The organism is Nonomuraea sp. NPDC050022 (genome assembly GCF_044460705.1).
GTDB lineage: Bacteria > Actinomycetota > Actinomycetes > Streptosporangiales > Streptosporangiaceae > Nonomuraea.
In genome coordinates, this window is the sequence record NZ_JBITKE010000010.1 from 14,338 (window position 1) to 39,463 (window position 25,126).

Here is a 25,126-nt window from a genome sequence, read left to right on the forward strand (position 1 = left end):
GATAATTCCACTCGCACACTGTACGAGTTTTGTCGTACGGTGTGCGAGTGGAATCGAACACTGTGCGAGATCCCCGTCGTTGGTGGATTCTCGGCGTCCTCTGTCTGTCACTCCTGGTCCTGGTCGTCGACAACACTGTCCTCAACCTGGCCATCCCCAAACTGATCAAGGATCTGGGCGCGAGCCCCGGCGACATCCAATGGATCATTGACGCCTACGTGCTGGCATACGCCGGTCTGCTGTTAACCGCGGGCAGCCTGTCCGACCGGTTCGGGCGCCGGCGGTTCCTGATCATCGGCCTGCTGTTCTTCGGCGGCGCGTCGCTGCTGGCGGTGCTGTCGTCCGAGCCGTGGCAGGTGATCGGGTCGCGGGCCCTCATGGGCATCGGCGGGTCGCTGCTGATGCCCTCGACGCTGTCCATCCTGATGACCGTCTTCGATGAGGAGGAGCGGCGCAAGGCCATGGCCGCGTGGAGCGCCGTCGCCATGGTGGGGGTGATCGCGGGCCCCACGCTGGGCGGCTTCCTGCTCGACCACTACTGGTGGGGCTCGGTCTTCCTGCTGAACATCCCCATCGCCCTGGTCGCGGTCGTCGCCGCCGTGACGCTGATGCCGGAGACGCGCAGCGCGGGCCGGAAGATCGACCCGGTGGGCGTGGTGCTGTCGATCGTCGGCCTGACCTCGGCCGTCTACGTCATCATCGAGCGCGAGTGGAACCCGGTCGGCATCGCCATCGCCGTGGTCGCGCTCGGCGCGTTCGTGATCTGGGAACGGCGCTCGGAGCACCCGATGCTGCCGCTCGAACTGTTCAGGAACCGCAACTTCAGCGGGGCGTCGTTCTCGATCCTGCTGATGTCGTTCGGGGCCGGCGCCGTGATGCTGATGCTCACGCAGTATCTGCAGTTCGTGCTCGGTTACGGGCCCATGCAGGCCGGTCTGGCGCTGCTGCCGTACGCCATCGCCGCGACCGTCTTCAACGTGGTCGGCGCCGGACTGGGCAAGAAGGCCAGCAACCGGGTGCTGATCTCCACCGGGCTGGTGGTCATGAGCGGCGGTTTCGTGGTGCTCGCCACGACCACCGGCTACGTCGCGGTGCTCACCGCGCTGCTGATCATGGGCGTCGGTGGCGGCCTGGCCGGGCCCGCGGCCTACGCGTCGCTGATGGGGGCCATCCCCATGGAGCACGCGGGGGTCGGCTCCGCGCTGAACGACACCGTGCAGCAGGTCGGCATGGCCATGAGCATCGCCATCCTGGGCAGCGTGCTGGCCGGGGTGTTCACCTCGGCGATGCCCGCCGACGCGCCCGAGGCGGCCAGGGAGTCGATCGGCGGCGCCTTCCACCTGGGCATCGTGGAGCCCGCCCGCGCGGCCTTCACCGACGCGATGCACTTCGGCTCCTGGGTCGGGGCCGGGTTCTGCGTGGCGGCCGCGCTGCTCGCCCTCGCGGTGCTGCGGCCGGCCACTCCCGCAGTCACCGCCGACACCACCGAGTCCGCCCCGGTCTAGCGGATGCGAGGCTCACGCATGGCCTCCAGGCTGTCCAGTTTGTGCGTCCGCTCGTCGTGGCCGACCTGCCGCAGCAGGTCGGCCACCGACCCGTAGCGGCCGTACTCGGCGGCGTAGGTGCCCGGGTCGGGGACGAAGTCCAGGCCGGGGTTGTCCGCCACGAACGTCATGTACTCGTGCTCGGCGTGGTCCTCGAACTCCGCGTTCAGCCGGTAACTCCAGTCGGGCCGGACCAGGAACAGCACCCACGACACGTGGTAGTAGAAGAACGAGATCAGCCACGGCGCCGCCTTGTGCAGCAGCCAGTTCTGCTTGAGCCCGTGCCGCTGGACGAGGTCCTGCATGATCAGCAGGTGCCACTGCTCGTTGTCCTGATCGGTGCGGGCCTCCACGATGCGCTCGAAGACCCGCCTGGCCAGGCCCGAGCGGCCCGCGTGGCGGTGTACGGCCCAGTAGCCCATGCGCTCCCACGCCTGGTACGGCACGCGGGCGATGATCTCCAGCATGGCGAACTTGGTGAACGAGCCCTGCTTGCCGTACATGAGGTCGACGGGCTTGAACATCATCTTGGCCAGCAGGCTGTACTTCATGCGCGGGGTGTCGAGCGTGTCCCGCTCGGCGCGGAGCAACTGCTCGCGGTCGAGCTTCGGCGGGCCGGGGTGCACGTCGGGCCGGTGGTCCACGGTGATGGTCATGTCCGCTCTCCCTGAGTCTTCTTCGGTGATGACTCGATGGTGGGGGAGCGGGGGGTGGCCGGTCGTCGGCCTCCGGTGGGCAATCGTGGTGCCCCCGCGGGCGTAGCGATCAAGGCGGTCGTACGCCCGCAGGGGGACGGGAGATCCCCTAGGGGATCTGGCCCGGCCGGTCCACGACTCCGCCGGCCAGATCGGCTCTCAGCCAAGCGCTCCCCTTGCGGGCGCTCGGCTTCGGGTTGCCGAGGAGATACTCGTCACGGTTCCAGACGGTCCGCTGGCCGAGCAGGCGGTAGGTCTGGGGATCGAGCACGAAGTAGCGGGTGGTGATCTGCTGGCCCTTCGGCTCGTAGTACACGCCGATGCCGGGGCGGTCGTCCGCGTCGAGGACCCCCACCTCCACCTTGACGGCGGGGATCTTCGCCAGTGCCCGGTAGATGGTCGCCTCCAGCTTGGGCGGCATGATGGCCCCTTGACCCAGATAGAGGGTCAGCACCCTGAATGCCTGGGCGTCGCGGGGCACGGGGTCGCGCGGGATCGGCACCCCGTCCTCCATGAGCGGCTTGAGCCAGTGCTTGTCGCCTGCGACGTGGGCCAGCAGCTTGTAGGGGTCGGTCGGCAGGGCCGCCAGCTTGTCGTAATACTGCTGCGGCGTCAGGTCGTCGTCGCCCGGGTCGAGTTGCGGGAGGTCGCTGACCTGCAACTCGCCGTCCTCGCCGATCAAGGCGGCCCCCCTGCCGTCGAACCTCATCCACTGCTCGCTGATCGTGGTCTTGCCGTTGACGGGTTGGACGTCCTTGGTCTTGGTGTAGACCCACTGGTCGGGCCGCGGCTTCCGGAAGGGCCGCCGCTCGGCGACCAGGGCCGCCTCCTCCAGGAGTTGGACGCTGCCCGGTCGGGTGGTGTGCACCGCGGGTACGGGACGGGTCTGGTCCGCGGGTCTGGTGAACGGCAGCGCGACCGCCAGCCCGGCCGCCACGGTCCCGGCGAGCAGCACGCGCTTGGCGAGAGGCTGCCACAGCCGTCGCCGCTCTGGAGGCGTGACTGTCGCGGCCGTGGCCGAGGTGAGCCGGTCGCGCAGAGCGGCGAGCCGGGCCGCGTCAGGCTCCGGCGCGTCCGCGCGTAGCCCCTGGAGCAGGTTCAGGTCATCCACGGTCGGCCTCCTCGTCGGTGATCGCGGTGGGGTCGACGCCGCCCAGCGCGGCGCGGGTGCGTTTCCTGGCCCGGTGCAGCCGGGAGCGGACGGTTCCGAGGGGGATGTCGAGCGCCGTGGCGACCTCCTCGTAGCTGAGCTGCGCCCAGGCGACCAGCAGGAGCACCTCCCGGTCGTCGGCGGAGAGCGCGGCCAGCGCCTCGGCCAGCTCCCGGTGCACGGCCGAGGCCGACACGCGGGCCTCCACCCGGTCCGTGTAGCCCTCCGCCACCTCGTCGATCCCGGTCCTGGCCAGTGCCAGGTAGGACCTGACCTCGCGGCGGCGGTGGTGGCCGATGAGGTTGGCGGCCATGCCGTACAGCCAGGGGCGGGCGTCCGCGCGCCCAGGGTCGTAGTGTTCGCGCCGCCTGAACGCGGCCAGGAACGTCTCCGCGACGATGTCGTCGGCCAGCGAGTCCCCCAGGCGGCGGGTGACGTAGCGATGTAAGGCGGGCGCGTGCCGGTCGAACAGCGCGGCGAAAGCGCCCGGGTCGCTGTGGGAGCGCCGGATCACCTCGGCGTCGTCCATGCCGCTCAACGCTCCGCCGGCGCCCTCGGCCGACTCTGTTTCCACAACCACCCGGTACTCCTGTCGCCGATACTGTCAGCCCCTTTCACCCGATGGCGGGATTTGAGTTCTCGGGAGTTGTAAGTCCTTATGTCCTGACATATGGTCGAAGTTCGTGCAGGAGTCCGCGTGACATCATGTAAGGGGATTTGGTGTCGTGTGGACATGTTGGAGGTGGGTGTGGCGATGACGAGCCGGGATACTCGAAGCATGTCGGAGCTTCTCGCCCGCCACCGGGCAGTGATCCCCAACTGGGTGGCACTCAACTACAACGAGCCGATCGAGATCGTCAGTGGCAAGGGCAATCGCGTCGTCGACGCCGATGGCAAGAGCTACCTCGACTTCTTCGCCGGCATCCTCACCAACATGATCGGGTACGACGTGCCCGAGGTGCGCGAGGCCGTCGAGCGTCAGCTCGCCACGGGAGTCGTCCACACCAGTACGGTCTACCTGCTGCGCGGCCAGATCGAGCTGGCGGAGAAGATCGCCAGGCTCTCCGGCATCCCCGATGCCAAGGTCTTCTTCACCAACTCCGGCACCGAGGCGAACGAGACCGCGCTGCTGCTGGCCACCTACGCGCGCAAGAGCGACCAGGTGCTCGCCATGCGGCAGAGCTACCACGGCCGCAGCTTTGGCGCGATCAGCGTCACCTCCAACCGGACGTGGAAGAACAACTCGCTCTCCCCGCTGAACGTGCACTTCCTGCACGGCGCCGACCGGCATCTGACCCAGTTCAAGGGGCTGTCGGACGCCGACTACATCGCGGCCTGCGTCGACGACCTGCGCCACGTGCTTGCCACGGCCGTCTCCAACGACGTGGCGGCGCTGATCGCCGAGCCCATCCAGGGGGTGGGCGGGTTCACGATGGCCCCCGACGGGCTGTTCGCCGCCTACAAGGAGGTCCTGGACGAGCAGGGCATCCTGTTCATCTCCGACGAGGTGCAGACGGGCTGGGGGCGTACCGGCAGCGCGTTCTTCGGCATCCAGAACCACGGCGTGACGCCCGACATGATGACCTTCGCCAAGGGCCTGGGCAACGGGTTCGCGGTCGGCGGCGTCGTGGCCCGCGGTGACCTGATGGACAGCCTGCCCGCGGTGGGCCTGGCCACGTTCGGCGGCAACCCGATCTCCATGGCCGCCGCCAACGCCACGCTCGATTACGTGCTCGACCACGACCTCCAGGCCAACGCCGCCAGGACCGGCAAGATCATCGCCGATGGCCTGCGCGCGGCGGCCGAGCGGCTGCCGATCATCAAGGCCGTGCGCGGCAAGGGCCTGATGTTCGCCGTCGAGCTGGAGAGCCCCGCGCAGGCCGCGCGGTTCATGGAGGAGACCAAGAAGTCGGGGCTGCTCGCGGGCAAGGGCGGCCTGTACGGCACCGCCATCCGCATGGCCCCGCCGCTCACCCTCACGGTGGACGAGGCCGCTGAGGGCTTGAGCATCATTGTTCACGCACTGGAAGTCATCAACGCAGAGGCAGCGACGCAGTGAAGTTCGTCAAGCACTGGATCAACGGAGCTCTGGCGGACGGCGACAGCCGTACCCAGGAGATCTTCGACCCGTCGACCGGCGAGGTCGGCGGGCACGTCGCGCTGGCCTCGGCGGCCGACGTCGACGCGGCCGTGGCCGCCGCCGTGGCGGCCTTCCCCGCCTGGCGGGACGCCTCGCTGACCAAGCGGGCGCAGGTGCTGTTCCGCTTCCGCGAGCTGATGTACGCCCACCGCGACGAATTGGCCGCGCTCATCTCGGCCGAGCACGGAAAGGTGCACTCCGACGCGCTCGGCGAGGTCGCCCGCGGCTTGGAGGTCGTGGAGTTCGCCTGCGGGATCCCGCACCTGCTCAAGGGCGGCTTCTCCGAGGGCGTCTCGACCCGGGTCGACTCCTATTCGCTGCGCCAGCCGCTCGGGGTGGTGGCCGGCATCACGCCGTTCAACTTCCCGGCCATGGTGCCGATGTGGATGTACCCGATCGCGATCGCCTGCGGTAACGCCTTCGTGCTCAAGCCGTCGGAGAAGGACCCGTCCGCGTCGCTGCTCATGGCGCGGCTCTGGCAGGAGGCCGGGCTGCCCGACGGCGTCTTCAACGTCATCCAGGGGGACAAGGTCGCCGTCGATCGGCTGCTGGAGCACCCCGACGTGCGCGGCGTCTCCTTCGTCGGCTCGACCCCCATCGCCAAGTACGTCTACGAGAGCGGCACCAGCCACGGCAAGCGGGTGCAGGCGCTCGGCGGGGCCAAGAACCACATGCTCGTGCTGCCCGACGCCGACCTCGACCTGGTCGCCGACTCGGCCGTGTCGGCGGGCTTCGGCTCGGCCGGCGAGCGGTGCATGGCGATCTCCGTCGTGCTCGCCGTCGACCCGGTGGGCGACGAGCTCGTCCAGAAGATCGTCGAGCGCGTCGACAAGCTGGTGATCGGCCCCGGCTCCGACCCCAGGTCCGAGATGGGGCCGCTGGTCACCGAGGCGCACCGCGACAAGGTCGCCTCCTACCTCGACCTGGGTGTCGAGGAGGGCGCCAAGCTGGTCGTGGACGGCCGGGACACGCGTGTCGAAGGCGGCGGCAAGGCGTCGGAGACGCCCGGCTTCTGGCTCGGCCCGACCGTGCTCGACCACGTGCCGGCCGGCTCGCGGGTGCACACCGAGGAGATCTTCGGCCCGGTCCTGACGATCGTCCGCGTCGGCTCGTACGAGGAGGGCCTGCGGCTCATCAACGGCGGCGCCTACGGCAACGGTACCGCGATCTTCACCAACGACGGCGGCGCGGCCCGGCGCTTCCAGAACGAGGTCGAGGTCGGCATGATCGGCATCAACGTGCCGATCCCGGTGCCGATGGCGTTCTACAGCTTCGGCGGCTGGAAGGCGTCGCTGTTCGGTGACACGCACGTCCACGGCACCGAGGGCGTCCACTTCTACACCCGCGGCAAGGTCGTCACCTCGCGCTGGCTCGACCCGTCGCACGGCGGCGTGAACCTGGGCTTCCCCACCAACGGGTGAGCGATCTCCACCGGGGAGGGACGCGCCAGGCGTCCCTCCCCGTCGTGTGCCCGATAGACTCCCGCACACGGACGAGGGAGGAACGTGGATCGCCGCATACCTGCGATGGCGCTGGCCATGACGGCTCTGATCGCCAGCATGGGGGCGGCGGTCCCATCGCCGAAGAAGACCCCGTCCCCGACCCCCACCCCGTCGGCGAGTCCGACGCAGGGCGACGGCACGCTGCAGATCCTCACCTACCGCGGCTACGCCGAATACGGCGGCACCAGCCCCAGGGTCAACTGGGTGGGCGACTTCGAGAAGACGACCGGCTGCCGCATCGCCCGCCTCGACACCGTGCAGACCGCCGACGACATGAAGAGGGCCGTCGACCAGCGTTCATACGACGTGATCTCGGCGGGCCCGGTGCTGGCCGCCTCGATGATCGAGGCCAAGCAGGTGCAGCCCATCGAGCCGGCCAAGGTCACCGGTTACGACGACCTGACCAAGCGCTTTCGCGACATGACCAAGGTGTCGGGCAAGGTCTACGGCGTGCCCTATCTGTGGGGGTTCCACGAGTTCCTCTACGACTCGACCAAGGTAAAGGACGGCGGCCTCAAGCAGGTCTTCCAGTCCGACCGGGTCTCGCTCAAGGAAGGCCCGCTGACCATCGCCGACGCGGCGCTCACCGACGGTAGCGTGGACGACCCCTTCGAGCTGACCAAGAGCCAGCTGGACCGGGCGATGGCGCTGCTGGGCGAGCACAAGGGCCGCACCTACTGGAAGAACCCGCTCGACCTGGTCAAGGGCTTCGCCACGGGCTCGCTCGACTACGCCCAGGCCACGCCGTACTATCGCCTGCTCCTGCAGAAGGCCGGCAAGCCGATCAAGGCGGTCAGCGCGCGCAAGACGACCGGCTGGCTCGACTCCTGGATGCTCGGCGCGAACATCCCCAACACCGACTGCGCCTACCGCTGGCTGAGCTGGATGGCGGCGCCGTCGGCCCAGCGTGACGCGGCCGCCTGGGTCGGTCTGGCGCCGGCCAACCCCAAGGCGTGCAAAGGGCGGGCCAAGCAGATGTGCGACGCGTACGGGGCCGACAAGCCGAAGTGGCTCGACCGGGTCGCCTTCGCCGCTCGGCCGCCGGGGGGTTGCCGGGGTTCTGATGGGGAATGCACTGATTACGACACCTGGACCAAACAGTGGGGCACACTGGTGAATTGAGCGGGGGCTGCTTTACCCACATGACCTTTGCCGCAGGCTCGCCCCGTCCCCCCGCTGGGCCGTGCCTGCAGAGACGCCCCGGGCCTCCCCCCGCTCCGGGGCGTCTCGCTTTTCCGGAGGACTGGCCGAAAATTCGACTGAATGACCAGTCAGTGAGTATGTTCTGCTCATGAGAATCCTTCTGGTCGGCGCCGGCGGCGTCGGCTCCGCTGTCGTGCCCATCGCCGCGCGCCGAGATTTCTTCGAACACATCGTGGTCGCCGACTCCCAACAGAGCCGGGCGGCGCGAGCCGTCGCCGGCGTGGACGATCCGCGGTTCAGCGCGATCAGCCTCGACGCCGCCGATCGGGCGGCGGTGGAGGCGGCGCTCCGGGAGCACCGGTGCGATGTGCTCTTCAACGCCGTCGATCCGCGGTTCACGATGCCGCTGTTCGAGGCGGCGCTGGCGGCCGGGGCGGACTACCTGGACATGGCGATGTCGCTGTCCAGGCCGCACTCCAGCCGGCCGTACGAGATGCCGGGGGTGAAGCTGGGCGACGAGCAGTTCGCGCGCGACGAGGAGTGGCGGGCGCGGGACCGGCTCGCGCTCGTCGGGATGGGGGTGGAGCCGGGGCTGGCCGATGTGTTCGCCCGCTACGCCGCCGACCACCTGTTCGACGGCATCGACGAGATCGGCGTCAGGGACGGCTCGAACCTGGTCGTGGACGGCTACGACTTCGCGCCGACCTTCTCCATCTGGACGACGATCGAGGAGTGTCTCAACCCGCCCGTCGTCTGGGAGGACGGGCGGTGGCACACGACCGAGCCGTTCAGCGAGCCCGAGGTGTTCGACTTCCCCGAGGGCATCGGTCCCGTGGAGTGCGTGAACGTCGAGCACGAGGAGGTGCTGCTCGTGCCCCGCTGGATCCCGGCGAAGCGGGTGACGTTCAAGTACGGCCTCGGCGAGGAGTTCATCGGCGTGCTCAAGACGCTGCGCAAGCTCGGGCTGGACAGCGCGGACAAGATCAGGGTGGGCGGTGCCGACGTGGCGCCGCGTGACCTGGTGGCGGCGAGCCTGCCCGACCCGGCGACCCTCGGTGACCGGATGCACGGCAAGACGTGCGCGGGCACCTGGGTGAAGGGCACCGGCAAGGACGGCGAGCCCCGCGAGGTGTACCTCTATCACGTGGTCGACAACGCCTGGTCGATGCGCGAGTACGGCTCGCAGGCCGTCGTCTGGCAGACCGCCGTCCACCCCGTGGTCGCGCTGGAGCTGCTGGCTCGCGGTGCCTGGAAGGGCACGGGCGTGCTGGGGCCGGAGGCGTTCGACGCGGTGCCGTTCCTCGACCTGCTGACCGAGTACGGCTCACCCTGGCGGATCCGCGAGGCGGCCGCCTGACGCCGCCTCTGGCGCGCGGGGAAGGCTCTAGAGCGCGGAAAGGCTCAAGCGCGCGGGAGGGCTTTAGCGCGCGGGGAAGGCGACCACCGTGGCCATCGGCGCCGGGATGAGCGCTTCGGCGCAGTCGGCGCAGGCCAGCACGGGAGAGTCGTCGGGGAAGCGCCCGACGCGGACGCGCGGCCTGGGCCACCTCTTGTGGCAGACCACGCAGGCTTCGCCCTCGAGCTGTGCCCGGCTCAAACCATCAGGGTCGAACGTCAACATTCTCTGTGCCGTTCCTGTCGGACCCCAGTTCATCATGCTCCCAGCAGCGGTAGGCCACTCGTATACCGGATCCGTTATAAGCCCGGGCGCGCTCCTGATCGTCTAGGGCAGCGTCAAGCCCGGGTGAATTCTCTACCCGGCTCACACGCCTTACACCTACAAAAACGGGCATCCAGCCACAAGCTGGATGCCCGTTTCGCGCGTTTCCTACAGTTCAGCGAAAGCTTTCTCCAGGATGCCGAGACCCTCCTCAAGCAGGTGCTCGGGCATGACCAGCGGCGGCAGGAAGCGCAGCACGTTGCCGTACGTGCCCGCGGTGAGCACCAACAGGCCCTCCGCGTGGCAGCGCCGGACGACCTCGGCGAGCGCGGCCGGGTTCGGCTCCTTCGTGCCCGGCTGGACCAGCTCGACGGCGATCATCGCGCCGCGGCCGCGCACGTCGCCGATCACGTCGAAGCGCTCGCGCAGCGCGTGGAGGCGGGGGAGCATGATCTCGCCGATGCGGCGGGCCTTGGCGACCAGGTCCTCCTCGGCGATGGTCTCCAGCACGCCCAGCGCGGCGGCGCAGGCGACCGGGTTGCCGCCGTACGTGCCGCCCAGGCCGCCGGAGTGCACCTTGTCCATGATCTCCGCGCGGCCGGTGACGGCGGCGAGCGGGAGGCCGCCCGCGATGCCCTTGGCGGTGGTGATGAGGTCGGGCACGATGCCCTCGTCCTCGCAGGCGAACATCTGCCCGGTACGGGCGAAGCCGGTCTGCACCTCGTCGGCGACGAACACGATGCCGTTGTCCCGGCAGAACTCGGCGATCCTCGGCAGGAAGCCCTTGGCCGGCTCGATGAACCCGCCTTCGCCGGCGATCGGCTCGATCACCACGGCGGCGACGTTCTCGGCGCCGATCTGCTTGCTGATCATGTCGATGGCCTGCGCGGCGGCCTCCTCCGCGCAGTTGTCCGGGCCCGTCGGCCAGCGGAACGGGTAGGCCAGCGGCACCCGGTACACCTCCGGCGCGAACGGGCCGAAGCCCTGCTTGTAGGGCAGGTTCTTGGCGGTCAGCGTCATGGTCAGCAGCGTGCGGCCGTGGTAGCCGTGGTCGAACACGACGACCGCCGGGCGGCCCGTGGCGTGCCTGGCGATCTTGACGGCGTTCTCGACGGCCTCGGCGCCGGTGTTCAGCAGGACCGTGCGCTTCTCGTGGTCGCCGGGGGTCAGCTCGTTGAGCTTCTCGCAGACCTCCACGTACGACTCGTACGGGGTGACCATGAAACAGGTGTGGGTGAAGTCGGCGACCTGCTCCTGGACCCGCTCGACCACCTTGGGTGCGGCGTTGCCGACGCTGGTCACGGCGATGCCGGAGCCGAAGTCGATCAGCGAGTTGCCGTCGGCGTCCTGGACGACGCCGCCGCCGGCGCGCGTCACGAAGACCGGCAGCGCGGTGCCGATGCCCGGGGGCACGGCGGCCTGCTTGCGGGCCAGCAACTCCTGCGATTTCGGGCCTGGGATCGCGGTGACGAGACGACGCTCCTGCGGAATGCTCATGTGCCCGACGCTACGCCGGGCGCTCACCTGGTCCGATGCGTCGATATGTCACACTGGAGTGCCCGTCTTTGCCGGAATGGACAACTCGTATGGCGCCTTCGCTGCGGACCGTGGTGCGACGGACCGGGCTGCGGCCGCTGGTCGGCACCTTGGACTCGGTCGTGCGCTGGGTGGCCGTCAGCGAGCTGGAGGATCCCACGCCCTACTTGGAGGGCGACGAGCTTCTCCTGACCACGGGTATGCGGCTGGAAGGCGACTTTACGCAATATGTCGCCCGCCTCGTGACACGTGGCGTGGCCGGGCTCGCCCTCGGCGTCGGGCTCTCGCACGAAGAGGTGCCGCCCGCCCTGCTGGCGGCGGCCACCGAGGCCGGGCTGCCGCTGCTGGAGGTGCCGCGCGAGACGCCGTTCATCGAGGTCGGCAAGGCGGTCAGCGACCTGCTCGCCGCCGAGCAGTACGACGAGATCACCCGCGCCTTCGCCGCCCAGGGCCGCCTCACGCGGGCCGCCCTGCGGACCGAGGGCCCGTACGCGGTCATCGACCGGCTGGCCAAGGAGGTCGGCGGCTGGGCCGCGCTGCTGGACGAGCACGGCGAGGTACGCCACGCCACCCGCGCCGCCAAGGCCGAGGCGGCGGCCCGCGAACTGGCCCGGCTGCGCGGCGAGCACGGTGTCTGGCGGGGCGGCGGGGCCAACGGGCGGCCGCCCGCGAGCCTGGCGCTGTCCGGGCCGGACGAGCACGTCGTCCTGCGGCCGCTGGGCGGGGGGCCGAGGCCGCGCGGGTTCTTCGTGGTCGGGGCGTCCCGGGCGTTCTCGCCCGTCACGCAGACGGTCATCAACGCGGCCGGATCGCTGCTCACGCTGGCCGTCGAGCAGGGCGGCGCGCAGCGGGAGGCCGAGCGCCGGGTGCGCTCGGCCGTACTGGGGCTCCTGCTGGACGGGGGGAAGGGGGAGGGGCGCGCGGGGGCGGCCTGTGTGGAGCGGGCGCGCGCGGTGCTGGCGCCGCTCGGTGGGCGGCTGCCGGAGGAGCCGGTGGTCGTGCTGGCGGTGGCGGGCGACGCGCTCGACGCGGTGGAGCCGCACGCCTTCACAGCCCGCCTCCCTGAAGCCGTCCGCGTCCCCGAAGCCGCCCGCCTGCCTGATGCCGCCTCTCTTGGGTCGCTGGTCGTGGTGCTCGTGGCCGCTGCGGAGGCCGAGAAGGTGGCCGCGCTCGCCGAGGGGACCGTCGGGATGAGCGCGCCCAGCGCGTACGGTGAGCTGCCCGGCGCGCTCGACCAGGCCCGGCGGGCATTCGAGAGCGGCCGTGACGGCCTCGTCAGGTTCGCCGACCTTGCCGGCCAGGGCCTGCTGACCCTGCTCGACCCCGCCGCCGCCCAGGCGTTCGCGGCGGCGCTGCTCGCGCCCCTCACCAGGTACGGCTCGCGGGCCGACCTGATCGAGTCGCTGCGCGCCTACATCGGCAGCAACGGTCACTGGGACGCGGCGGCCCAGCGGCTCGGCATCCACCGCCACACGCTCCGCTACCGCATGAAGCGGGTCACTGAACTGCTGGGCAGGGACCTGGACGATCCCGGAGTGCGTGCCGAGCTCTGGATCGCGCTGGCGGCTACTTCTTCTGCCTGTCCACCAGGTAGCAGCAGATCGTCGCCGTCGTGACCGCCTCGTAGGTGCGGCCGTCACGCAGGTGACCGGCCCGCTCCAGGCTGATCGCGCCCTGGGCGGCGGCCCACAGCGCGTCGGCGATCTTGCGGGGCTGGGTCGGGACGAGGTATCCGGCGGAGATGCAGTCGGCGATCACCCGGTCGAGGATGTTGAGCGCCGCGCGGGCCAATGTCCTGGCCCGCTCGCTGGGTTCGAAACCGGGGATCGCCCGCTCGAACATCAAGCTGTAGTAGCCGGGCTCGGCCAGACACGCTTGACGGTAGGCGGGGCCGAGCGCGGTGAGGTTCTCGAGTGCGTCCCGCCGCTGCGGGACCGCGTCCAGAAAGCGGCGGAAGCGCTCGAATCCCTCTAGGTAGAGGGCCTCCGCCAGCCCTTCCCTGTTGCCGAACATCGTGTAGATGACGGTCGTCGTGCAGCCGGCCTCCGTGGCGATCCTGCGCATGGTCAAGCTCTCGGGGCCGTCGCTGAGCAGCAGGTTGACCGCGACGTCGAGAAGCCGGGAACGCAGTTCGTCATGGGTGGCCCGCTCACCGAGCAAGTAGGCGCCTTGGAGCCCGAGAGGCGCCGAGGAGGTCATGGGGCCACGCCTTTCTGCGTCGGGGGCCCGCCGCGCTGAGGACCCGCACACGATGACTTAGCCAGCCGGGAGAAAGTTCAAACCGCCCTGCATGGTAAACATCCCGAATTAGGTCTACTTCTGTTACATCCTGGGTAGGCAAGGGAGGTTGTACTTAACGGTGAGGTCTGGTGGGGGTCTTGTGCACGGTGGTGTACGTCCCCGATCGTCGCCCTGGCATAACGTCGAGAACATGGACGTGCGTACCTTCTGGCTCGCGGGCCGGCCAGCCACCGGCGACTCCCAGCTCACCGTGACCAATCCCCACGACGGTCGCGACGTCGGCCGCTATTCCGTGCCGACCGACGCCCAGGTCGAGGAGGCCGTCGCGGCCGCTCACGCGGTCGCCGGGCAGGCCGCCGCGCTCCCCGCGCACGTACGTGCCGAGGCGCTGGCCCACCTCTCGCGCCGCATCGCGGAGCGGGCCGACGAGATCGCCCACCTGATCACCGCTGAGAACGGCAAGCCGATCTTCTGGGCCCGGGGCGAGGTCACCCGCGCGATCGCCACCTTCCGCTTCGCCGCCGAGGAGACCCGCCGCTGGTCGGGCGGTGTGCAGCGGCTCGACACCGAGCCCGCCGCCGCCGGGCGCCTGGCGTACGTCTCCCGTCTGCCGTACGGGCCGGTGCTCGCGATCACGCCGTTCAACTTCCCGCTGAACCTGGTCGCCCACAAGGTCGCGCCCGCCATCGCCGTCGGCGCGCCCATCATCGTCAAGCCGGCGCCCGCCACGCCGCTCACCTCGCTCCTGCTCGGCGAGCTCCTGGCCGAGACCGACCTGCCGGCCGGGATGTTCTCCGTGCTGCCGGTCGAGAACGAGCGTGCCTCCGTCCTGGTGGCGGACCCCAGGCTGCCGGTGGTGTCGTTCACCGGCTCCGCGCCGGTCGGCTACGCGATCGCCGACCAGATCCCGCGCAAGCACGTGACGCTCGAACTCGGCGGCAACGCCGCGGCCGTCGTGCTGAGCGACGCCGACCTCGACTGGGCGGCCCAGCGCGTCGCCCTGTTCTCCAACTACCAGGCCGGTCAGAGCTGCATCGCCGTGCAGCGGGTGATCGTCGAGCGGCCCGTCTACGACGCCTTCGTCGAGCGCCTGCTCCCGGCCGTCGGCGGACTCGTCACCGGCGATCCGGCCGACGAGAAGACGCAGGTCGGACCGCTGGTCTCGGTCCACGCCGCCGAACGTGTCGAGCAGTGGGTCCAGGAGGCGGTCGACGGGGGCGCCCGCGTGCTCGCGGGCGGCACCCGCGAGGGCGCCACGTACGCGCCCACCGTCCTGGCCGACGTGCCCGGCGACGCCAAGGTCCTGCGCGAGGAGGTCTTCGGGCCGGTGATGGTGCTGCAGCCGGCCGCGAACATCGACGAGGCGTACGCGATGGTCAACGACTCCAGGTACGGCCTGCAGGCCGGGGTGTTCACGCGGTCGCTGGACGCGGCCTTCCGGGCCAACCGGGAACTGGAGGTGGGTGGCGTGATCATCGGTGACGTGCCGTCGTACCGGGCCGACCAGATGCCCTACGGCGGCGTGAAGGACTCCGGCGTCGGCCGCGAGGGCCTGCACTCGGCGATGACGGACTACACCTATGAGAAGGTCATGGTGCTGACCGGCCTGTCGCTCTAGCTATGCCCGCTGGGCCGTGTCGAACAGGGCCTTGGCGGCGTCGCCGAAGTACGGGCCGTACATGGTGCGCTGGTCGTCGCTGTACTTGAAGCTGCTCAGCGACGTGATCTCGCCGGTGCCCGTGGCGGGGTCGAAGCCGGACAGCCACGGGCCGCCGCTGGAGCCCGCCGTCATGTCGCAGCCCAGGCCCTGGTCGCGGGTCTGCTTGTAGGGGTCGCCGTGCAGACGGCCCGCGCAGTAGACCAGGTGCTCGCCGTCGTAGGGCGGGTCGGCCGGGAAGCCGAAGCCGAACGTCTGGCCGCCGCGCGGGCCGTTGAAGGCGATCTGCTGGCCGCCGACCACGTCGGTGACGTGCCGGCTCTCCGCGGTCGTCAGGGCCACCATGCCCACGTCGTAGCTGTCGTCGGCGGAGTGTGCCCACGGGCCGGTGACGAACATGCGGCGGGCGGCGTACTGGCCGTAGGGGTGGCCGCCGCCGTCGCGGTAGCCGGGCACGAACTGCCAGTTGGCCGCCCACTCGCCGGTGCCGTCCTTGACGCAGTGGCCGGCCGTGACCACGAGGTCCCTGCTCGCGCTCTTGACCGTGCTCGCGGAGCACACGAAGTCGATGCCGCTGACGGTCAGGAAGACGCGGCCGGTGGTGCGGGTCACCGCGCCGCCGGTCAGCCAGCGGGAGCCGGACGTGGTGGTCAGGGGCCGGGCCGACTGGAAGCGGGGGACGGGGATCCTGGCCTTCTCGCTCTCGCGGGTCACCTTCTCGCCGGTCACTTTCTCACCGGTCACTTTCTCGCCGGTCAAGCCGGGTGCGGCGGCGATCCCGGTCTTCTTGGCGAGGCCGCCCAGCAGGCCGTCACGCTTGGTCACGATGCCGAGCATGTCGATCGGCAGGGCGTCGGCCATCCGGGCCGGTGTCCAGTAGTCGAGCACGCGCCGCTGCTCGGCGGGGCTGCGGGCGGCCACGTGCTCGACCACCTCCGTCCGCTTGGCCGTGTGCACGACCTGCTTGGCGACGCGATGGGCGGGGTCATGGTGCTGGACGGGCATGGCGCCGATGAGTGCGGGGCCCATCAGCCCCGTGACGAGCGGTACGGCTGTCAGCAAGGGGGTGCTCAGGCTCATGACCCCCGAGTGTGCACCACAAGATGTGTTCTTGTGACTACTTTCGGTGAATGGCTTCAGAGGGCGTTGGTGCTCTGGGCGGCTTGGTAGACGGCTTGGGCCTCTGACCCGAAATAAGGGCCGAACATCCATTTAGTGGCGAAGTTGTATTTGAAGCTGTTGACGGAGTTCTGAGTGCCGAGGCCGGTCGTTTCATTGAAATTCAGGAACCATGGACCGCCGCTCGAACCGCCGGTCATGTCGCAGGTCAGACCCTGATCCTTGGACATCAGGAAATCGTCGAACGCGCGGCCGCCGCAGTAGGTCAGCTTCGAGCCGTCGTACGGGGCCGCCGCCGGGTAGCCGAAGGCGTACATCTGCTGGCGCCGCGCCTGGTTGAACGCCACACCCTGGCCGCCCACGACGTCGGTCAGCGCCTTGCCCCGCAGCGGCGCCACCACGGCGGCGGCGACGTCGAAGTCCATGTCCTCACTGGCGTTCCACTGCGGAGTGGTCAGCAGCTTGGTGGCCGCCCAGGTGCCGTTCGGGCGGCTGCCGTTGGCGTATCCGGGGACGAACACCCAGTTGGTGTGGAAGGCGCCGCCCATCTTGACGCAGTGGCCCGCGGTGAGCACCACGCTCTTGTTGGCGCTGGTCACGGCCGAGCCGGAGCAGGAGGCGTTGCGTCCCTGGTAGGTGAAGAAGACGCGGCCGGTCGTCTTCGTGATCGCGCCGCCTCGGGTCCAGGCCGAGCCGCCGCTGTTGGCGGCCTGCGCCGCGTTGCCTGGCGCGCTGGTGGGCGGGACCGTGGCGGGCTCGCCAGGGGCGCCCATGGCCAGTTTGGCCTGCTTCTTGGGCGCGGGGGCGTTGAGCGGCTGGGCCGCCTCCATCTTCTGGGGGGTCCAGTAGCGCAGGACGGTCTGCTGCTCGGAGGTGGAGTCGGCGGCCGCCTTCTGGGCGGGCTTAGGCCCCGACTGGGCCTGCGCGAGCCCGGCCGGGAGCAGGGCGCCCCCGGCGGTGAGGGTGAGGATGGAAAGCAGAGCGACTCTGCGGTGCATTACGTACCTCCCGAAATCCCGGATCTGGGGTTGGAAGGTAGCGGCCCCAATATCCCGATTTCTCAGGATTTACGCATACGGATATGGGGATATTTGGGCGTTAATGTACTGGAATATCTGGAGTCACAGGCGTTGCCATATTCAGGGGCGGGGGAGCCGCGTGCCGGGTCGCTTCCGGCAGCGGGGACAATGGACGGGTGCACGCAGACACCCTCCGCTCCGTCGTCGTCCTCGGCTCCACCGGCTCGGTCGGCACCCAGGCACTAGATGTCATCGGCACCGATCCGGGCAGGTTCAGGGTCGCCGGGCTCGCGGCCGGTGGCGGGAAGGTCGAGCTGCTGGCCGAGCAGGCGGCCGAGCACGGCGCCGAGGTGGTGGCCGTGGCCGACGCCGCGGCCGTGCCGGCGCTGAAGGAGGCGCTCGCGGCGCGCGGCGCGAGCCCGGTGGTTCTCGCCGGCCCCGAAGGGGTCGCGGAGGCGGCGGCCTGGCCGTGTGACACGGTGCTCAACGGCATCACCGGCGCGCTCGGCCTGACCTCCACGCTGGTCGCGCTGAAGGCGGGCCGGACACTCGCCCTGGCCAACAAGGAATCGCTGATCATCGGCGGGCCGCTGGTCAAGCGGCTGGCCGCGCCGGGGCAGATCCTGCCCGTCGACTCCGAGCACTCGGCCGTGCAGCAGTGCCTGTGGGCCAGTGGTCCCGACGGTCACCGGCCGGAGGCGGTCAAGCGGCTGGTCATCACCGCGAGCGGCGGGCCGTTCAGGGGGCGCAAGCGCGCCGACCTGTTCGACGTCACGCCTGAGATGGCCCTGGCGCACCCCACCTGGTCCATGGGCCCCATGATCACCATCAACTCGGCCACCCTGGTCAACAAGGGGCTGGAGGTCATCGAGGCGCACCTGCTGTTCGACATCGGCTTCGACCGGATCGAGGTCGTGGTGCACCCTCAGTCGATCATCCACTCCATGGTCGAGTACATCGACGGCTCCACCATCGCCCAGGCCAGCCCGCCCGACATGCGGCTGCCCATCGCGCTCGCGCTCGGCCACCCCGAGCGGATCGCGGGCGCCGCGGCCCCCATCGACTGGACCCGGGCCCAGGAGTGGACCTTCGAGCCGCTCGACGACGACGCCTTCCCCGCCGTCGCGCTGGCCAGGCACGTCGGCACCGAGGGCGGCACCGCGCCCGCCGTCTACAACGCGGCCAACGAGGCGTGCCTGGAGGCGTTCATCGGCGGCGGGCTGCGGTTCCCGGCTATCGTCGACACGGTCGCCAAGGTCGTCGAAGAGCACCGGGTGACCCCCGCGGACTCGGTCGAGGAGGTGCTCGCCGCCGACGCCTGGGCTCGCATCCGGGCGAGCGAGCTCGTACGGGGCGCGGCCGGCGGATGAGACCTGGGACGGAGCTCACAGCCCGGCAGTCCCACGGGCTACCTACACTGGATACCGTTACCGAAACTCAAGGGTTGAAATGTCTTCTGTAGCACTCGGCATCCCCACGGTCCGTCCCAAGCCGCTCGCCCAACGCCGGCACTCCCGCCAGATCATGGTCGGCGGCGTCCCGGTCGGTGGCGACGCGCCGGTCTCCGTGCAGTCGATGACCACCACGGTGACCGCCGACATCAACGCCACCTTGCAGCAGATCGCCGAGCTGACCGCCTCGGGCTGCCAGATCGTGCGGGTGGCCGTGCCGTCGCAGGACGATGCCGACGCGCTGCCCGTCATCGCCCGAAAGTCGCAGATTCCGGTCATCGCCGACATTCACTTCCAGCCGAAGTACGTGTTCGCGGCCATCGAGGCGGGCTGCGCGGCGGTGCGCGTCAACCCCGGCAACATCAAGAAATTTGATGACAAGGTGGGCGAGATTGCGCGGGCCGCGGCCGATCATGGCGTGCCGATCCGCATCGGCGTCAACGCCGGCTCGCTCGACCCCCGGTTGCTGCAGAAGTACGGCAAGGCGACCCCGGAGGCGCTGACCGAGTCGGCGCTTTGGGAGTGCTCGCTGTTCGAGGAGCACGGGTTCCGCGACATCAAGATCTCGGTCAAGCACAACGACCCCGTCGTCATGATCAACGCGTACCGGCTGCTGGCCGCCCAGTGCGACTACCCGCTGCACCTGGGTGTGACCGAGGCCGGTCCGGCCTTCCAGGGCACCATCAAGTCGGCGGTCGCGTTCGGCGCGCTGCTGGCGGAGGGCATCGGCGACACCATCCGCGTCTCGCTGTCGGCGCCGCCGGTCGAGGAGGTCAAGGTCGGCGCGCAGATCCTGGAGTCGCTCGGGCTGCGGGAGCGCGGGCTGGAGATCGTCTCGTGCCCGTCGTGCGGGCGGGCCCAGGTCGATGTCTACACGCTGGCGGAGCAGGTGCAGGCGGGGCTCGAGGGGCTGAAGGTGCCGCTGCGGGTGGCCGTGATGGGCTGCGTCGTCAACGGGCCGGGGGAGGCCCGCGAGGCCGACCTGGGCGTGGCCTCGGGCAACGGCAAGGGGCAGATCTTCGTCAAGGGCGAGGTCGTGAAGACGGTCCCCGAGTCGCAGATCGTCGAGACCCTGATCGACGAGGCCCTGCGCATCGCCGACTCGATGGGCATCGAGCTCGATGGCGAGCCTGAGGTTGTCGTCGGCTGATTTAGACCCATATTTTTTACGGCTCAGCCCGGTTGGCCCCAGACGCCGACCGGGCTGAGCCCTGTCCAGGGGCACGCTCCTCCGGTGGAGGTGGTGCGGCGCCGTGACGTGCGCCCTCTTGGCCAGTGGCGGGGCAAACCGGCCACCCCGGCCGTCCGCGAGTGCATTACGGCGTGCAATTGGGCGATTACAGAATGGTAAGCGTTCTTCCATACCCAGCGTCATGACTCGGTTACTCAGAGACCATCGGTCTGCCAATCGAATGGGAGGCCGTGTGAAGCGGGTCGTAAGAGTGGTCGTCGGGATGGCGATGCTGGTGCCGGTGGTCGGGGGAGCGAGTAGCGCCGTGGCCGCCGGAAGCGCCGTGAGGTCGGGATTGGACTGGGGCCCCTGCCCGGCGGCGTCTCCGGCGTCCTCATCGGAGACAGCCGATTCCGGGACAGTCATCAGTCGGTCCGCGCCCCCGGTGAGCGGTGTCGAGTGCGCCTCCGTGCGGGTGCCGCTCGACTACAACGAGCCGGCGGGGCAGTCGATCACGCTGGCCCTCAACCGGATCAAGGCCAAAGTGCCGCGCGACGGCGGCGACTACCTGGGCCCGCTGCTGGTCAACCCCGGCGGGCCGGGCGCCTCGGGCCGGTCGCTGGCCGAGTACGTGTCGGCGACGCTCTCGCAGAAGGCCGCCGACCGTTACGACATCATCGGCTTTGACCCGCGCGGCGTGGGCAACAGCGAGCCCGCCATGCACTGCGTCGACCCCGCCGTCTATTACGCCCCGCCCAGGCCCGACGCGGTGCCGCGCGATGAGGAAGACGAGAAGGTGCTGCTCGGCAGGGCCAGCGAATACGCCAGCCGATGCGGCGACCTGTACGCCTGGCTGCTGCCCCACCTGACCACCGAGAACACCGCCCGCGACATGGACAGCATCCGCGCGGCCCTCGGCGAGTCGCAGATCAGCTTCCTCGGCTACTCCTACGGCACCTATATCGGCGCCATCTACGCCACGCTGTTCCCCGACCGGGTCAAGCACCTCGTCCTGGACAGCACGGTCGACCCGGACGGCGTCTGGTACAAGGCCAACCTGGCCCAGGACCGCGCCTTCGAGCGCAGGCACCGCGCCTTCCTGGCCTGGACCGCCAAGAACAACGCCGTCTACAAGCTCGGCGGCTCGCTCAGCCAGACCTCGTTCGCCTGGTACGCGATGCGCTCCAGGCTGCACGACCGCCCGGCCGCCGGGGTGGTCGGCCCGAGCGAGCTCGACGACACGTTCACCGTGGCCGGCTACAGCGACAGGATCTGGCCCGACCTGGCCGCCGCCTGGTCCAGGTACGTGCGGCAGGGCGACGGGAAGGCACTGGTCGACGTCTACAACAAGTACGGCAAGCCGGACGCCGACGAGGAGAACGGCTACGCCATCTACCTGAGCGTGCAGTGCCGCGACGTCCAGTGGCCCAAGTCCTGGGACAAGTGGCGGACGGACATGACGCGGGTGTACCGGCAGGCGCCGTTCCTCACCTGGTCCAACGCCTGGTACAACGCCCCGTGCGCGTTCTGGTCCGTGCCGGGCGGCACCCCGGTCAAGATCAACGCGTCCAAGCGGCTGCCGCCGATTCTGATGATCCAGTCGAAGGACGACGCCGCGACGCCGTACCAGGGCGCCCTGAACATGCGCAAACTGTTCCCAAGCGCCCGCATGGTCGTCGACGCGGGTGGCAACCACGGGTCCTCGCTCTCGGGGAACCAGTGTGTGGACCGTCACCTGGTCGCGTACCTGGTCGACGGCACGGTGCCGCGGCACACCGCCAACTGCGACAAACTGCCGGCGCCCAAGCCAACGGCCCATATGGCGGCCCTTAGCCCTCTAGGTCACGAAAGGCGCACCGAGCTCCTCGCCAGATGAGCTATTCGGTGGTCGTTCGCGTAGTCTGACCATGTGATGCTGCGTACATCGGCGTCGCGTGTGCTCGATGACAGCGACCGGGACGAAGCCCTTGCCTTGCTCGACTTCGATCCGGTCGCCAACGTCTTCGTCTCCTCCCGGGTGCGGACCGTCGGACTCAATCCGGCGCGGCTGGGCGGGCAGATGTGGGGGTTCGGGCCGCGCGGCGGGCTCGTCTCGCTCTGCTACGCGGGGGCAAACATGGTGCCGGTCAACGCCGGTCCCGAAGCCGTGCACGCCTTCGCCGACCGCGCCCGCAAGCAGGGCCGCCGCTGCTCGTCCATCGTGGGCCCCGCCGACGCGGTCTCACTGCTGTGGGAGCGCCTGGAGCCGTACTGGGGCCGGGCCCGCACGATCCGCTGGGCACAGCCGGTCATGGCCACCTCGCGCAGGTCGCCCGTGCCCGCCGACCCGCTGGTCCAGCGGGTCCGCCCGGACCAGTTCGAGACCCTGCTGCCGGCCTGCGTCTCGATGTTCACCGAGGAAGTGGGCGTCTCGCCCAACCTCGGCGACGGCGGCGCCCTCTACCGGACCAGGGTGGCCGAGCTGATCCGCATCGGCAGGTCCTACGCGCGCATCGACGACGGCCGCGTGGTGTTCAAGGCCGAGGTCGGCGCGGTCACTCCCCATGCCTGTCAGATCCAGGGGGTGTGGGTCGACCCCGCGTTGCGCGGCCAGGGACACGCGGTGGCCGGGATGGCGGCGGTCGTGGACGCGGCCCTGGACTGCTTCGCTCCGGTGGTCTCGCTGTACGTCAACGACTTCAACCACTCGGCGCGGGCGGTCTACCGGAAGGTGGGCTTCCACGAGGTCGACACGTTCATGTCCGTCCTGTTCTAGCCATGATCTTGGTGATGGGGATCTGGGAGTCGCTGGTCAAGGTGTGACCGCGGGTGACGGTGACTCGGTCAGTGCAATGGCGCGTTCGCCCTTGCCGCCGCGGGACTCCTCGACGGCCGTGACCTCGGCGCGCATGTGGCCAACCAGCTCGCCCGCCGTCTGGTAGTCCCCGCCCGCCCGGCCGGGCGGGGAGCACGTTCGTGTGGTGCGGGTTGGGGCTGCTATCCGCCGAGGTGCGGTGCGCGTGCGGCGGCGGAGCCGTCCCGGATCACCTCGCCGGTGAGGTTGCCGTTGGCTCCCGAGCCCAGGAAGACGATGAGGTTGGCCACGTCGTCGGAGCGGGAGAGCCTGCGGGTGGGGGTGGCGGCGGCGAGGGCGTCGGTGACGAAAGCCGGGATGTCGGGGCGGCTGTCGGTCAGGGTGAAGCCCGGCGCCACGACGTTGACCAGGATCCCGTCCGGGCCGCCGTTCCAGGCCAGGCTACGGGCGAGCCCGTACAGGCCCGATTTGGCGGTGCCGTAGGGGCCCGGGCCGGGCAGGCCCTCCTCGGCGACGCTCGAGGAGATCAGCACGATACGGCCCCAGCCCTTGGCGCGCATGCTGGACAGGACCGCGCGGACCGTGGCCGCGGTTCCGATCAGGTTGGCGCCGATCATCGCGTCCCACTCCTGCAGCGGGACGTCCTCGAAGCGGAGGCTGGGGTCGGGCGGGCCGTCGCCGCCCCAGCGCACGGCATTGGCGATGAGGACGTCGATGCCTCCCCAGCGCTCTATGACGCTCGCGACAGCTTGGTCGATGGTGGGTAGGTCTTCGAGGTCGAGTCGGACGACGTGCGCCTGCCCGCCGGAGGACTCCACGTCAGCGGCCACCTTCTCGGCGCTGTCGGGGTTGTTGCGGTAGGTGATCGCCACCCGGGCGCCTTCGCGCCCGAAGGCGCGGGCGGTCGCGGCTCCGATGCCGGTCGACGCGCCGGTGATCAGGACCACGCGGCCGTTGAGATCTGTGATCATGATGCGATTTCCTCTCGAGTCAGGTTGCGGACGGGATCTCGGCGCGGGCTCGGGTCGCCAGGGCGTGCACCGCGTCGAGCGCCGCGGTATGGGAGGCCTCGTGCTGGTCGCGGAACTGGGCGAGGAAGGGCATGACCATGGCATGCGTGAGCTCGGCATGGACGAACTCCACGTCGTCCAGCCCGAGCACGGAGAAGTAGGCGCGCAGGTAGGGCCCCTGGAAGTCGAACTGCTCGCGGGGCATGCCCGGGCCGTAGCCCCCGCCGCGCGCGCTCAGCACCACGGCCGACTTGCCCTTGAGCGGCAGCCAGGGCAGGGTCACGCGGTCGATCCACGCCTTGAGCGCGGCGGGCACCGTGAAGTTGTACATCGGCACGCCCAGGAGCAGGACGTCGGCCGCGAGGAGCTGTTCCACCAGCGGACGGGTGGCCGCCCAGCTCCTGGCCAGTTCGGGGGCGGTCGCGGCCACCTTGTCCATGGCCTCGATGTCGCGCACCCCGTTCACGGATGACTGGGTGGCGAGGTGGACCCGGTTCTCGTCGATGGGTGGCACCGGGTCCGCCACGAGGTCGCGGTAGGTGTAGATGCCGTCGTGATGGGTGGCCCGCCACCCGGTCACGAAGGTCCTGCCGAGCCTGCGCGAGAACGAGTCGCTGCGTCCGCTGGCGTCCAGATGCAGGAGATGCGTCACAAGATTGCCTCACATTCAAGATGGTCTGGAATCGCAATCAATATAGAGCAAGATAGTTGCAAGTCAAGAACATATGAGTTTGGTATCATGCTGGGCATGGCCAACGCTCCCGCCCTGGAAGGCTCGCCCGGCAGCTGGTTGCACCAGGACCTGCACTGGCTGTTCGCGCGGCTCAAGCAGGGTCTGGCCACAGCCGAGAGCGCGGCCGTACGTGAGCACGGCATGACCCTGTGGGGTTACACGGTCTTGATGGCCATCGTTGAAGCCCCTGCCAGCTCCCAGCTCGCTCTCGCCCAGGCCGTATCGGTCGACAAGAGCAAGCTGGTCCTCATCCTCGACGACCTGGAAAGCGCTGGCCTGGTGCGCCGCCGGCCGGACCCCGCCGACCGCAGGGCCCGCATCATCGAGGTCACCCCCGAAGGCAGCCGCGCCCTCAAAGCCGCCCGCGCCGACATAGAGGCGATCGAGGACCGGCTCTTGGCCGACCTCGCCCCCTCGGCGCGCAACTCTCTGCAGAGCGCGCTACAACATCTCGTCGGCGAGCCCATCGCGAGGGTCGAGGACGGACGGCCACACGAAACCGCCTGCGCCCCCGACCCAGCCTGACCGCGGCCGGAGCCCATTCCCGGCGTCCTCGACGCC

General features: G+C 69.9%; 22 protein-coding genes. 12 read left to right on the forward strand and 10 right to left on the reverse strand.

Annotated elements, in window-relative coordinates; genetic code table 11:
* Window positions 1–47: 47 nt before the first annotated feature.
* Window positions 48–1,505 (forward strand): MFS transporter, encoded by a 1,458-nt coding sequence (locus ACIBO2_RS38010; protein WP_358534892.1) that lies wholly within the window; start codon window positions 48–50, stop codon window positions 1,503–1,505.
* Here ACIBO2_RS38010 and ACIBO2_RS38015 read toward each other — a convergent pair.
* From ACIBO2_RS38015 to ACIBO2_RS38025, 3 genes are all read right to left on the reverse strand, one after another.
* Window positions 1,502–2,200, reverse strand: coding sequence for an alternative oxidase (locus ACIBO2_RS38015; RefSeq protein ID WP_358534894.1), 699 nt, complete (start codon window positions 2,198–2,200; stop codon window positions 1,502–1,504). The genes ACIBO2_RS38010 and ACIBO2_RS38015 overlap by 4 nt on opposite strands.
* Window positions 2,201–2,348: 148 nt before the next feature.
* Window positions 2,349–3,350 (reverse strand): CU044_5270 family protein, encoded by a 1,002-nt coding sequence (locus ACIBO2_RS38020; protein WP_397303290.1) that lies wholly within the window; start codon window positions 3,348–3,350, stop codon window positions 2,349–2,351.
* On the reverse strand, window positions 3,343–3,969 hold the full coding sequence (locus ACIBO2_RS38025; RefSeq protein ID WP_397303293.1) for an RNA polymerase sigma factor: 627 nt from the start codon (window positions 3,967–3,969) through the stop codon (window positions 3,343–3,345). Before ACIBO2_RS38025 ends, ACIBO2_RS38020 begins: the two co-directional genes overlap by 8 nt.
* 198 nt (window positions 3,970–4,167) lie before the next feature.
* On the opposite strand from ACIBO2_RS38025, the gene ACIBO2_RS38030 reads away from it, so the two are divergent.
* The 4 genes from ACIBO2_RS38030 to ACIBO2_RS38045 all read left to right on the forward strand — a co-directional run bounded on the left by ACIBO2_RS38030 (window position 4,168) and on the right by ACIBO2_RS38045 (window position 9,531).
* Window positions 4,168–5,448, forward strand: a complete 1,281-nt coding sequence (locus tag ACIBO2_RS38030) for an aspartate aminotransferase family protein (protein WP_357946421.1) — start codon at window positions 4,168–4,170, stop codon at window positions 5,446–5,448.
* The gene (locus ACIBO2_RS38035; protein WP_397303296.1) at window positions 5,445–6,950 is read left to right on the forward strand and encodes a CoA-acylating methylmalonate-semialdehyde dehydrogenase; all 1,506 of its coding nucleotides are present in this window, start codon (window positions 5,445–5,447) and stop codon (window positions 6,948–6,950) included. The genes ACIBO2_RS38030 and ACIBO2_RS38035 overlap by 4 nt, the downstream gene beginning before the upstream one ends.
* An 84-nt stretch (window positions 6,951–7,034) precedes the next feature.
* Entirely contained in the window at window positions 7,035–8,153 is a 1,119-nt protein-coding gene (locus ACIBO2_RS38040) for an extracellular solute-binding protein (protein ID WP_358534902.1), read from the forward strand.
* A gap of 169 nt (window positions 8,154–8,322) precedes the next feature.
* Window positions 8,323–9,531 (forward strand): saccharopine dehydrogenase family protein, encoded by a 1,209-nt coding sequence (locus ACIBO2_RS38045; protein ID WP_397303301.1) that lies wholly within the window; start codon window positions 8,323–8,325, stop codon window positions 9,529–9,531.
* Between the two features lie 63 nt (window positions 9,532–9,594).
* On the opposite strand, the gene ACIBO2_RS38050 is transcribed toward ACIBO2_RS38045, so the two are convergent.
* Both ACIBO2_RS38050 and gabT read right to left on the reverse strand, forming a co-directional pair.
* The gene (locus ACIBO2_RS38050; RefSeq protein ID WP_358534906.1) at window positions 9,595–9,771 is read right to left on the reverse strand and encodes a hypothetical protein; all 177 of its coding nucleotides are present in this window, start codon (window positions 9,769–9,771) and stop codon (window positions 9,595–9,597) included.
* 231 nt (window positions 9,772–10,002) lie between these two features.
* Complete coding sequence (gabT, locus tag ACIBO2_RS38055; RefSeq protein WP_397303304.1) at window positions 10,003–11,331, reverse strand: 4-aminobutyrate--2-oxoglutarate transaminase; 1,329 nt, start codon at window positions 11,329–11,331, stop codon at window positions 10,003–10,005.
* 89 nt (window positions 11,332–11,420) lie between these two features.
* Here gabT and ACIBO2_RS38060 point away from each other — a divergent pair, with 89 nt between their 5' ends.
* Window positions 11,421–12,986, forward strand: coding sequence for a PucR family transcriptional regulator (locus tag ACIBO2_RS38060; RefSeq protein WP_397303306.1), 1,566 nt, complete (start codon window positions 11,421–11,423; stop codon window positions 12,984–12,986).
* Here ACIBO2_RS38060 and ACIBO2_RS38065 read toward each other — a convergent pair.
* On the reverse strand, window positions 12,937–13,569 hold the full coding sequence (locus ACIBO2_RS38065) for a TetR/AcrR family transcriptional regulator (RefSeq protein WP_357946438.1): 633 nt from the start codon (window positions 13,567–13,569) through the stop codon (window positions 12,937–12,939). The two genes, ACIBO2_RS38060 and ACIBO2_RS38065, sit on opposite strands and share 50 nt — an antisense overlap.
* Window positions 13,570–13,801: 232 nt before the next feature.
* Here ACIBO2_RS38065 and ACIBO2_RS38070 point away from each other — a divergent pair, with 232 nt between their 5' ends.
* The gene (locus ACIBO2_RS38070) at window positions 13,802–15,229 is read left to right on the forward strand and encodes an aldehyde dehydrogenase family protein (protein WP_358534913.1); all 1,428 of its coding nucleotides are present in this window, start codon (window positions 13,802–13,804) and stop codon (window positions 15,227–15,229) included.
* On the opposite strand, the gene ACIBO2_RS38075 is transcribed toward ACIBO2_RS38070, so the two are convergent.
* On the reverse strand, window positions 15,230–16,348 hold the full coding sequence (locus ACIBO2_RS38075; RefSeq protein ID WP_358534915.1) for a hypothetical protein: 1,119 nt from the start codon (window positions 16,346–16,348) through the stop codon (window positions 15,230–15,232).
* A 56-nt stretch (window positions 16,349–16,404) separates the two neighbouring features.
* The gene (locus tag ACIBO2_RS38080) at window positions 16,405–17,385 is read right to left on the reverse strand and encodes a trypsin-like peptidase domain-containing protein (protein ID WP_397303310.1); all 981 of its coding nucleotides are present in this window, start codon (window positions 17,383–17,385) and stop codon (window positions 16,405–16,407) included.
* 197 nt (window positions 17,386–17,582) lie between these two features.
* Here ACIBO2_RS38080 and dxr point away from each other — a divergent pair, with 197 nt between their 5' ends.
* The 4 genes from dxr (at window position 17,583) to ACIBO2_RS38100 (ending at window position 22,783) form a co-directional block, all read left to right on the forward strand.
* A complete protein-coding gene (dxr, locus tag ACIBO2_RS38085; protein ID WP_358534919.1) occupies window positions 17,583–18,776 on the forward strand; it encodes a 1-deoxy-D-xylulose-5-phosphate reductoisomerase in 1,194 nt (397 codons plus the stop codon).
* Window positions 18,777–18,855: 79 nt separating this feature from the next.
* Window positions 18,856–20,007: a flavodoxin-dependent (E)-4-hydroxy-3-methylbut-2-enyl-diphosphate synthase gene (gene ispG, locus ACIBO2_RS38090; protein WP_358534921.1), complete on the forward strand. Its 1,152-nt coding sequence runs from the start codon at window positions 18,856–18,858 to the stop codon at window positions 20,005–20,007.
* A 466-nt stretch (window positions 20,008–20,473) separates the two neighbouring features.
* Window positions 20,474–21,904, forward strand: coding sequence for an alpha/beta hydrolase (locus tag ACIBO2_RS38095; RefSeq protein WP_358534923.1), 1,431 nt, complete (start codon window positions 20,474–20,476; stop codon window positions 21,902–21,904).
* 36 nt (window positions 21,905–21,940) lie between these two features.
* On the forward strand, window positions 21,941–22,783 hold the full coding sequence (locus tag ACIBO2_RS38100; RefSeq protein WP_358536117.1) for a GNAT family N-acetyltransferase: 843 nt from the start codon (window positions 21,941–21,943) through the stop codon (window positions 22,781–22,783).
* A gap of 221 nt (window positions 22,784–23,004) precedes the next feature.
* Here the strand turns inward: ACIBO2_RS38100 and ACIBO2_RS38105 are convergent, their stop codons facing one another.
* Both ACIBO2_RS38105 and ACIBO2_RS38110 read right to left on the reverse strand, forming a co-directional pair.
* Entirely contained in the window at window positions 23,005–23,793 is a 789-nt protein-coding gene (locus ACIBO2_RS38105) for an SDR family NAD(P)-dependent oxidoreductase (RefSeq protein ID WP_397303314.1), read from the reverse strand.
* Between the two features lie 19 nt (window positions 23,794–23,812).
* Window positions 23,813–24,484, reverse strand: a complete 672-nt coding sequence (locus ACIBO2_RS38110; protein ID WP_397303317.1) for an FMN-dependent NADH-azoreductase — start codon at window positions 24,482–24,484, stop codon at window positions 23,813–23,815.
* A 96-nt stretch (window positions 24,485–24,580) separates the two neighbouring features.
* Between ACIBO2_RS38110 and ACIBO2_RS38115 the strand changes: the two genes are divergently transcribed.
* Window positions 24,581–25,090, forward strand: a complete 510-nt coding sequence (locus tag ACIBO2_RS38115; protein WP_358534929.1) for a MarR family winged helix-turn-helix transcriptional regulator — start codon at window positions 24,581–24,583, stop codon at window positions 25,088–25,090.
* Window positions 25,091–25,126: the final 36 nt, after the last annotated feature.

What these genes read in the sequence shown, in the direction of transcription:
- ACIBO2_RS38015 (WP_358534894.1), bottom strand. Translation starts at nt 2,200, where the DNA reads ATGACCATCACCGTGGACCACCGGCCCGACGTGCACCCCGGCCCGCCG.
- ACIBO2_RS38030 (WP_357946421.1), top strand. Translation starts at nt 4,168, where the DNA reads ATGTCGGAGCTTCTCGCCCGCCACCGGGCAGTGATCCCCAACTGGGTG.
- ACIBO2_RS38045 (WP_397303301.1), top strand. Translation starts at nt 8,323, where the DNA reads ATGAGAATCCTTCTGGTCGGCGCCGGCGGCGTCGGCTCCGCTGTCGTG.
- gabT (WP_397303304.1), bottom strand. Translation starts at nt 11,331, where the DNA reads ATGAGCATTCCGCAGGAGCGTCGTCTCGTCACCGCGATCCCAGGCCCG.
- ACIBO2_RS38060 (WP_397303306.1), top strand. Translation starts at nt 11,421, where the DNA reads ATGGCGCCTTCGCTGCGGACCGTGGTGCGACGGACCGGGCTGCGGCCG.
- ACIBO2_RS38065 (WP_357946438.1), bottom strand. Translation starts at nt 13,569, where the DNA reads ATGACCTCCTCGGCGCCTCTCGGGCTCCAAGGCGCCTACTTGCTCGGT.
- ACIBO2_RS38070 (WP_358534913.1), top strand. Translation starts at nt 13,802, where the DNA reads ATGGACGTGCGTACCTTCTGGCTCGCGGGCCGGCCAGCCACCGGCGAC.
- ACIBO2_RS38075 (WP_358534915.1), bottom strand. Translation starts at nt 16,348, where the DNA reads ATGAGCCTGAGCACCCCCTTGCTGACAGCCGTACCGCTCGTCACGGGG.
- ACIBO2_RS38080 (WP_397303310.1), bottom strand. Translation starts at nt 17,385, where the DNA reads ATGCACCGCAGAGTCGCTCTGCTTTCCATCCTCACCCTCACCGCCGGG.
- ispG (WP_358534921.1), top strand. Translation starts at nt 18,856, where the DNA reads ATGTCTTCTGTAGCACTCGGCATCCCCACGGTCCGTCCCAAGCCGCTC.
- ACIBO2_RS38100 (WP_358536117.1), top strand. Translation starts at nt 21,941, where the DNA reads ATGCTGCGTACATCGGCGTCGCGTGTGCTCGATGACAGCGACCGGGAC.
- ACIBO2_RS38105 (WP_397303314.1), bottom strand. Translation starts at nt 23,793, where the DNA reads ATGATCACAGATCTCAACGGCCGCGTGGTCCTGATCACCGGCGCGTCG.
- ACIBO2_RS38115 (WP_358534929.1), top strand. Translation starts at nt 24,581, where the DNA reads ATGGCCAACGCTCCCGCCCTGGAAGGCTCGCCCGGCAGCTGGTTGCAC.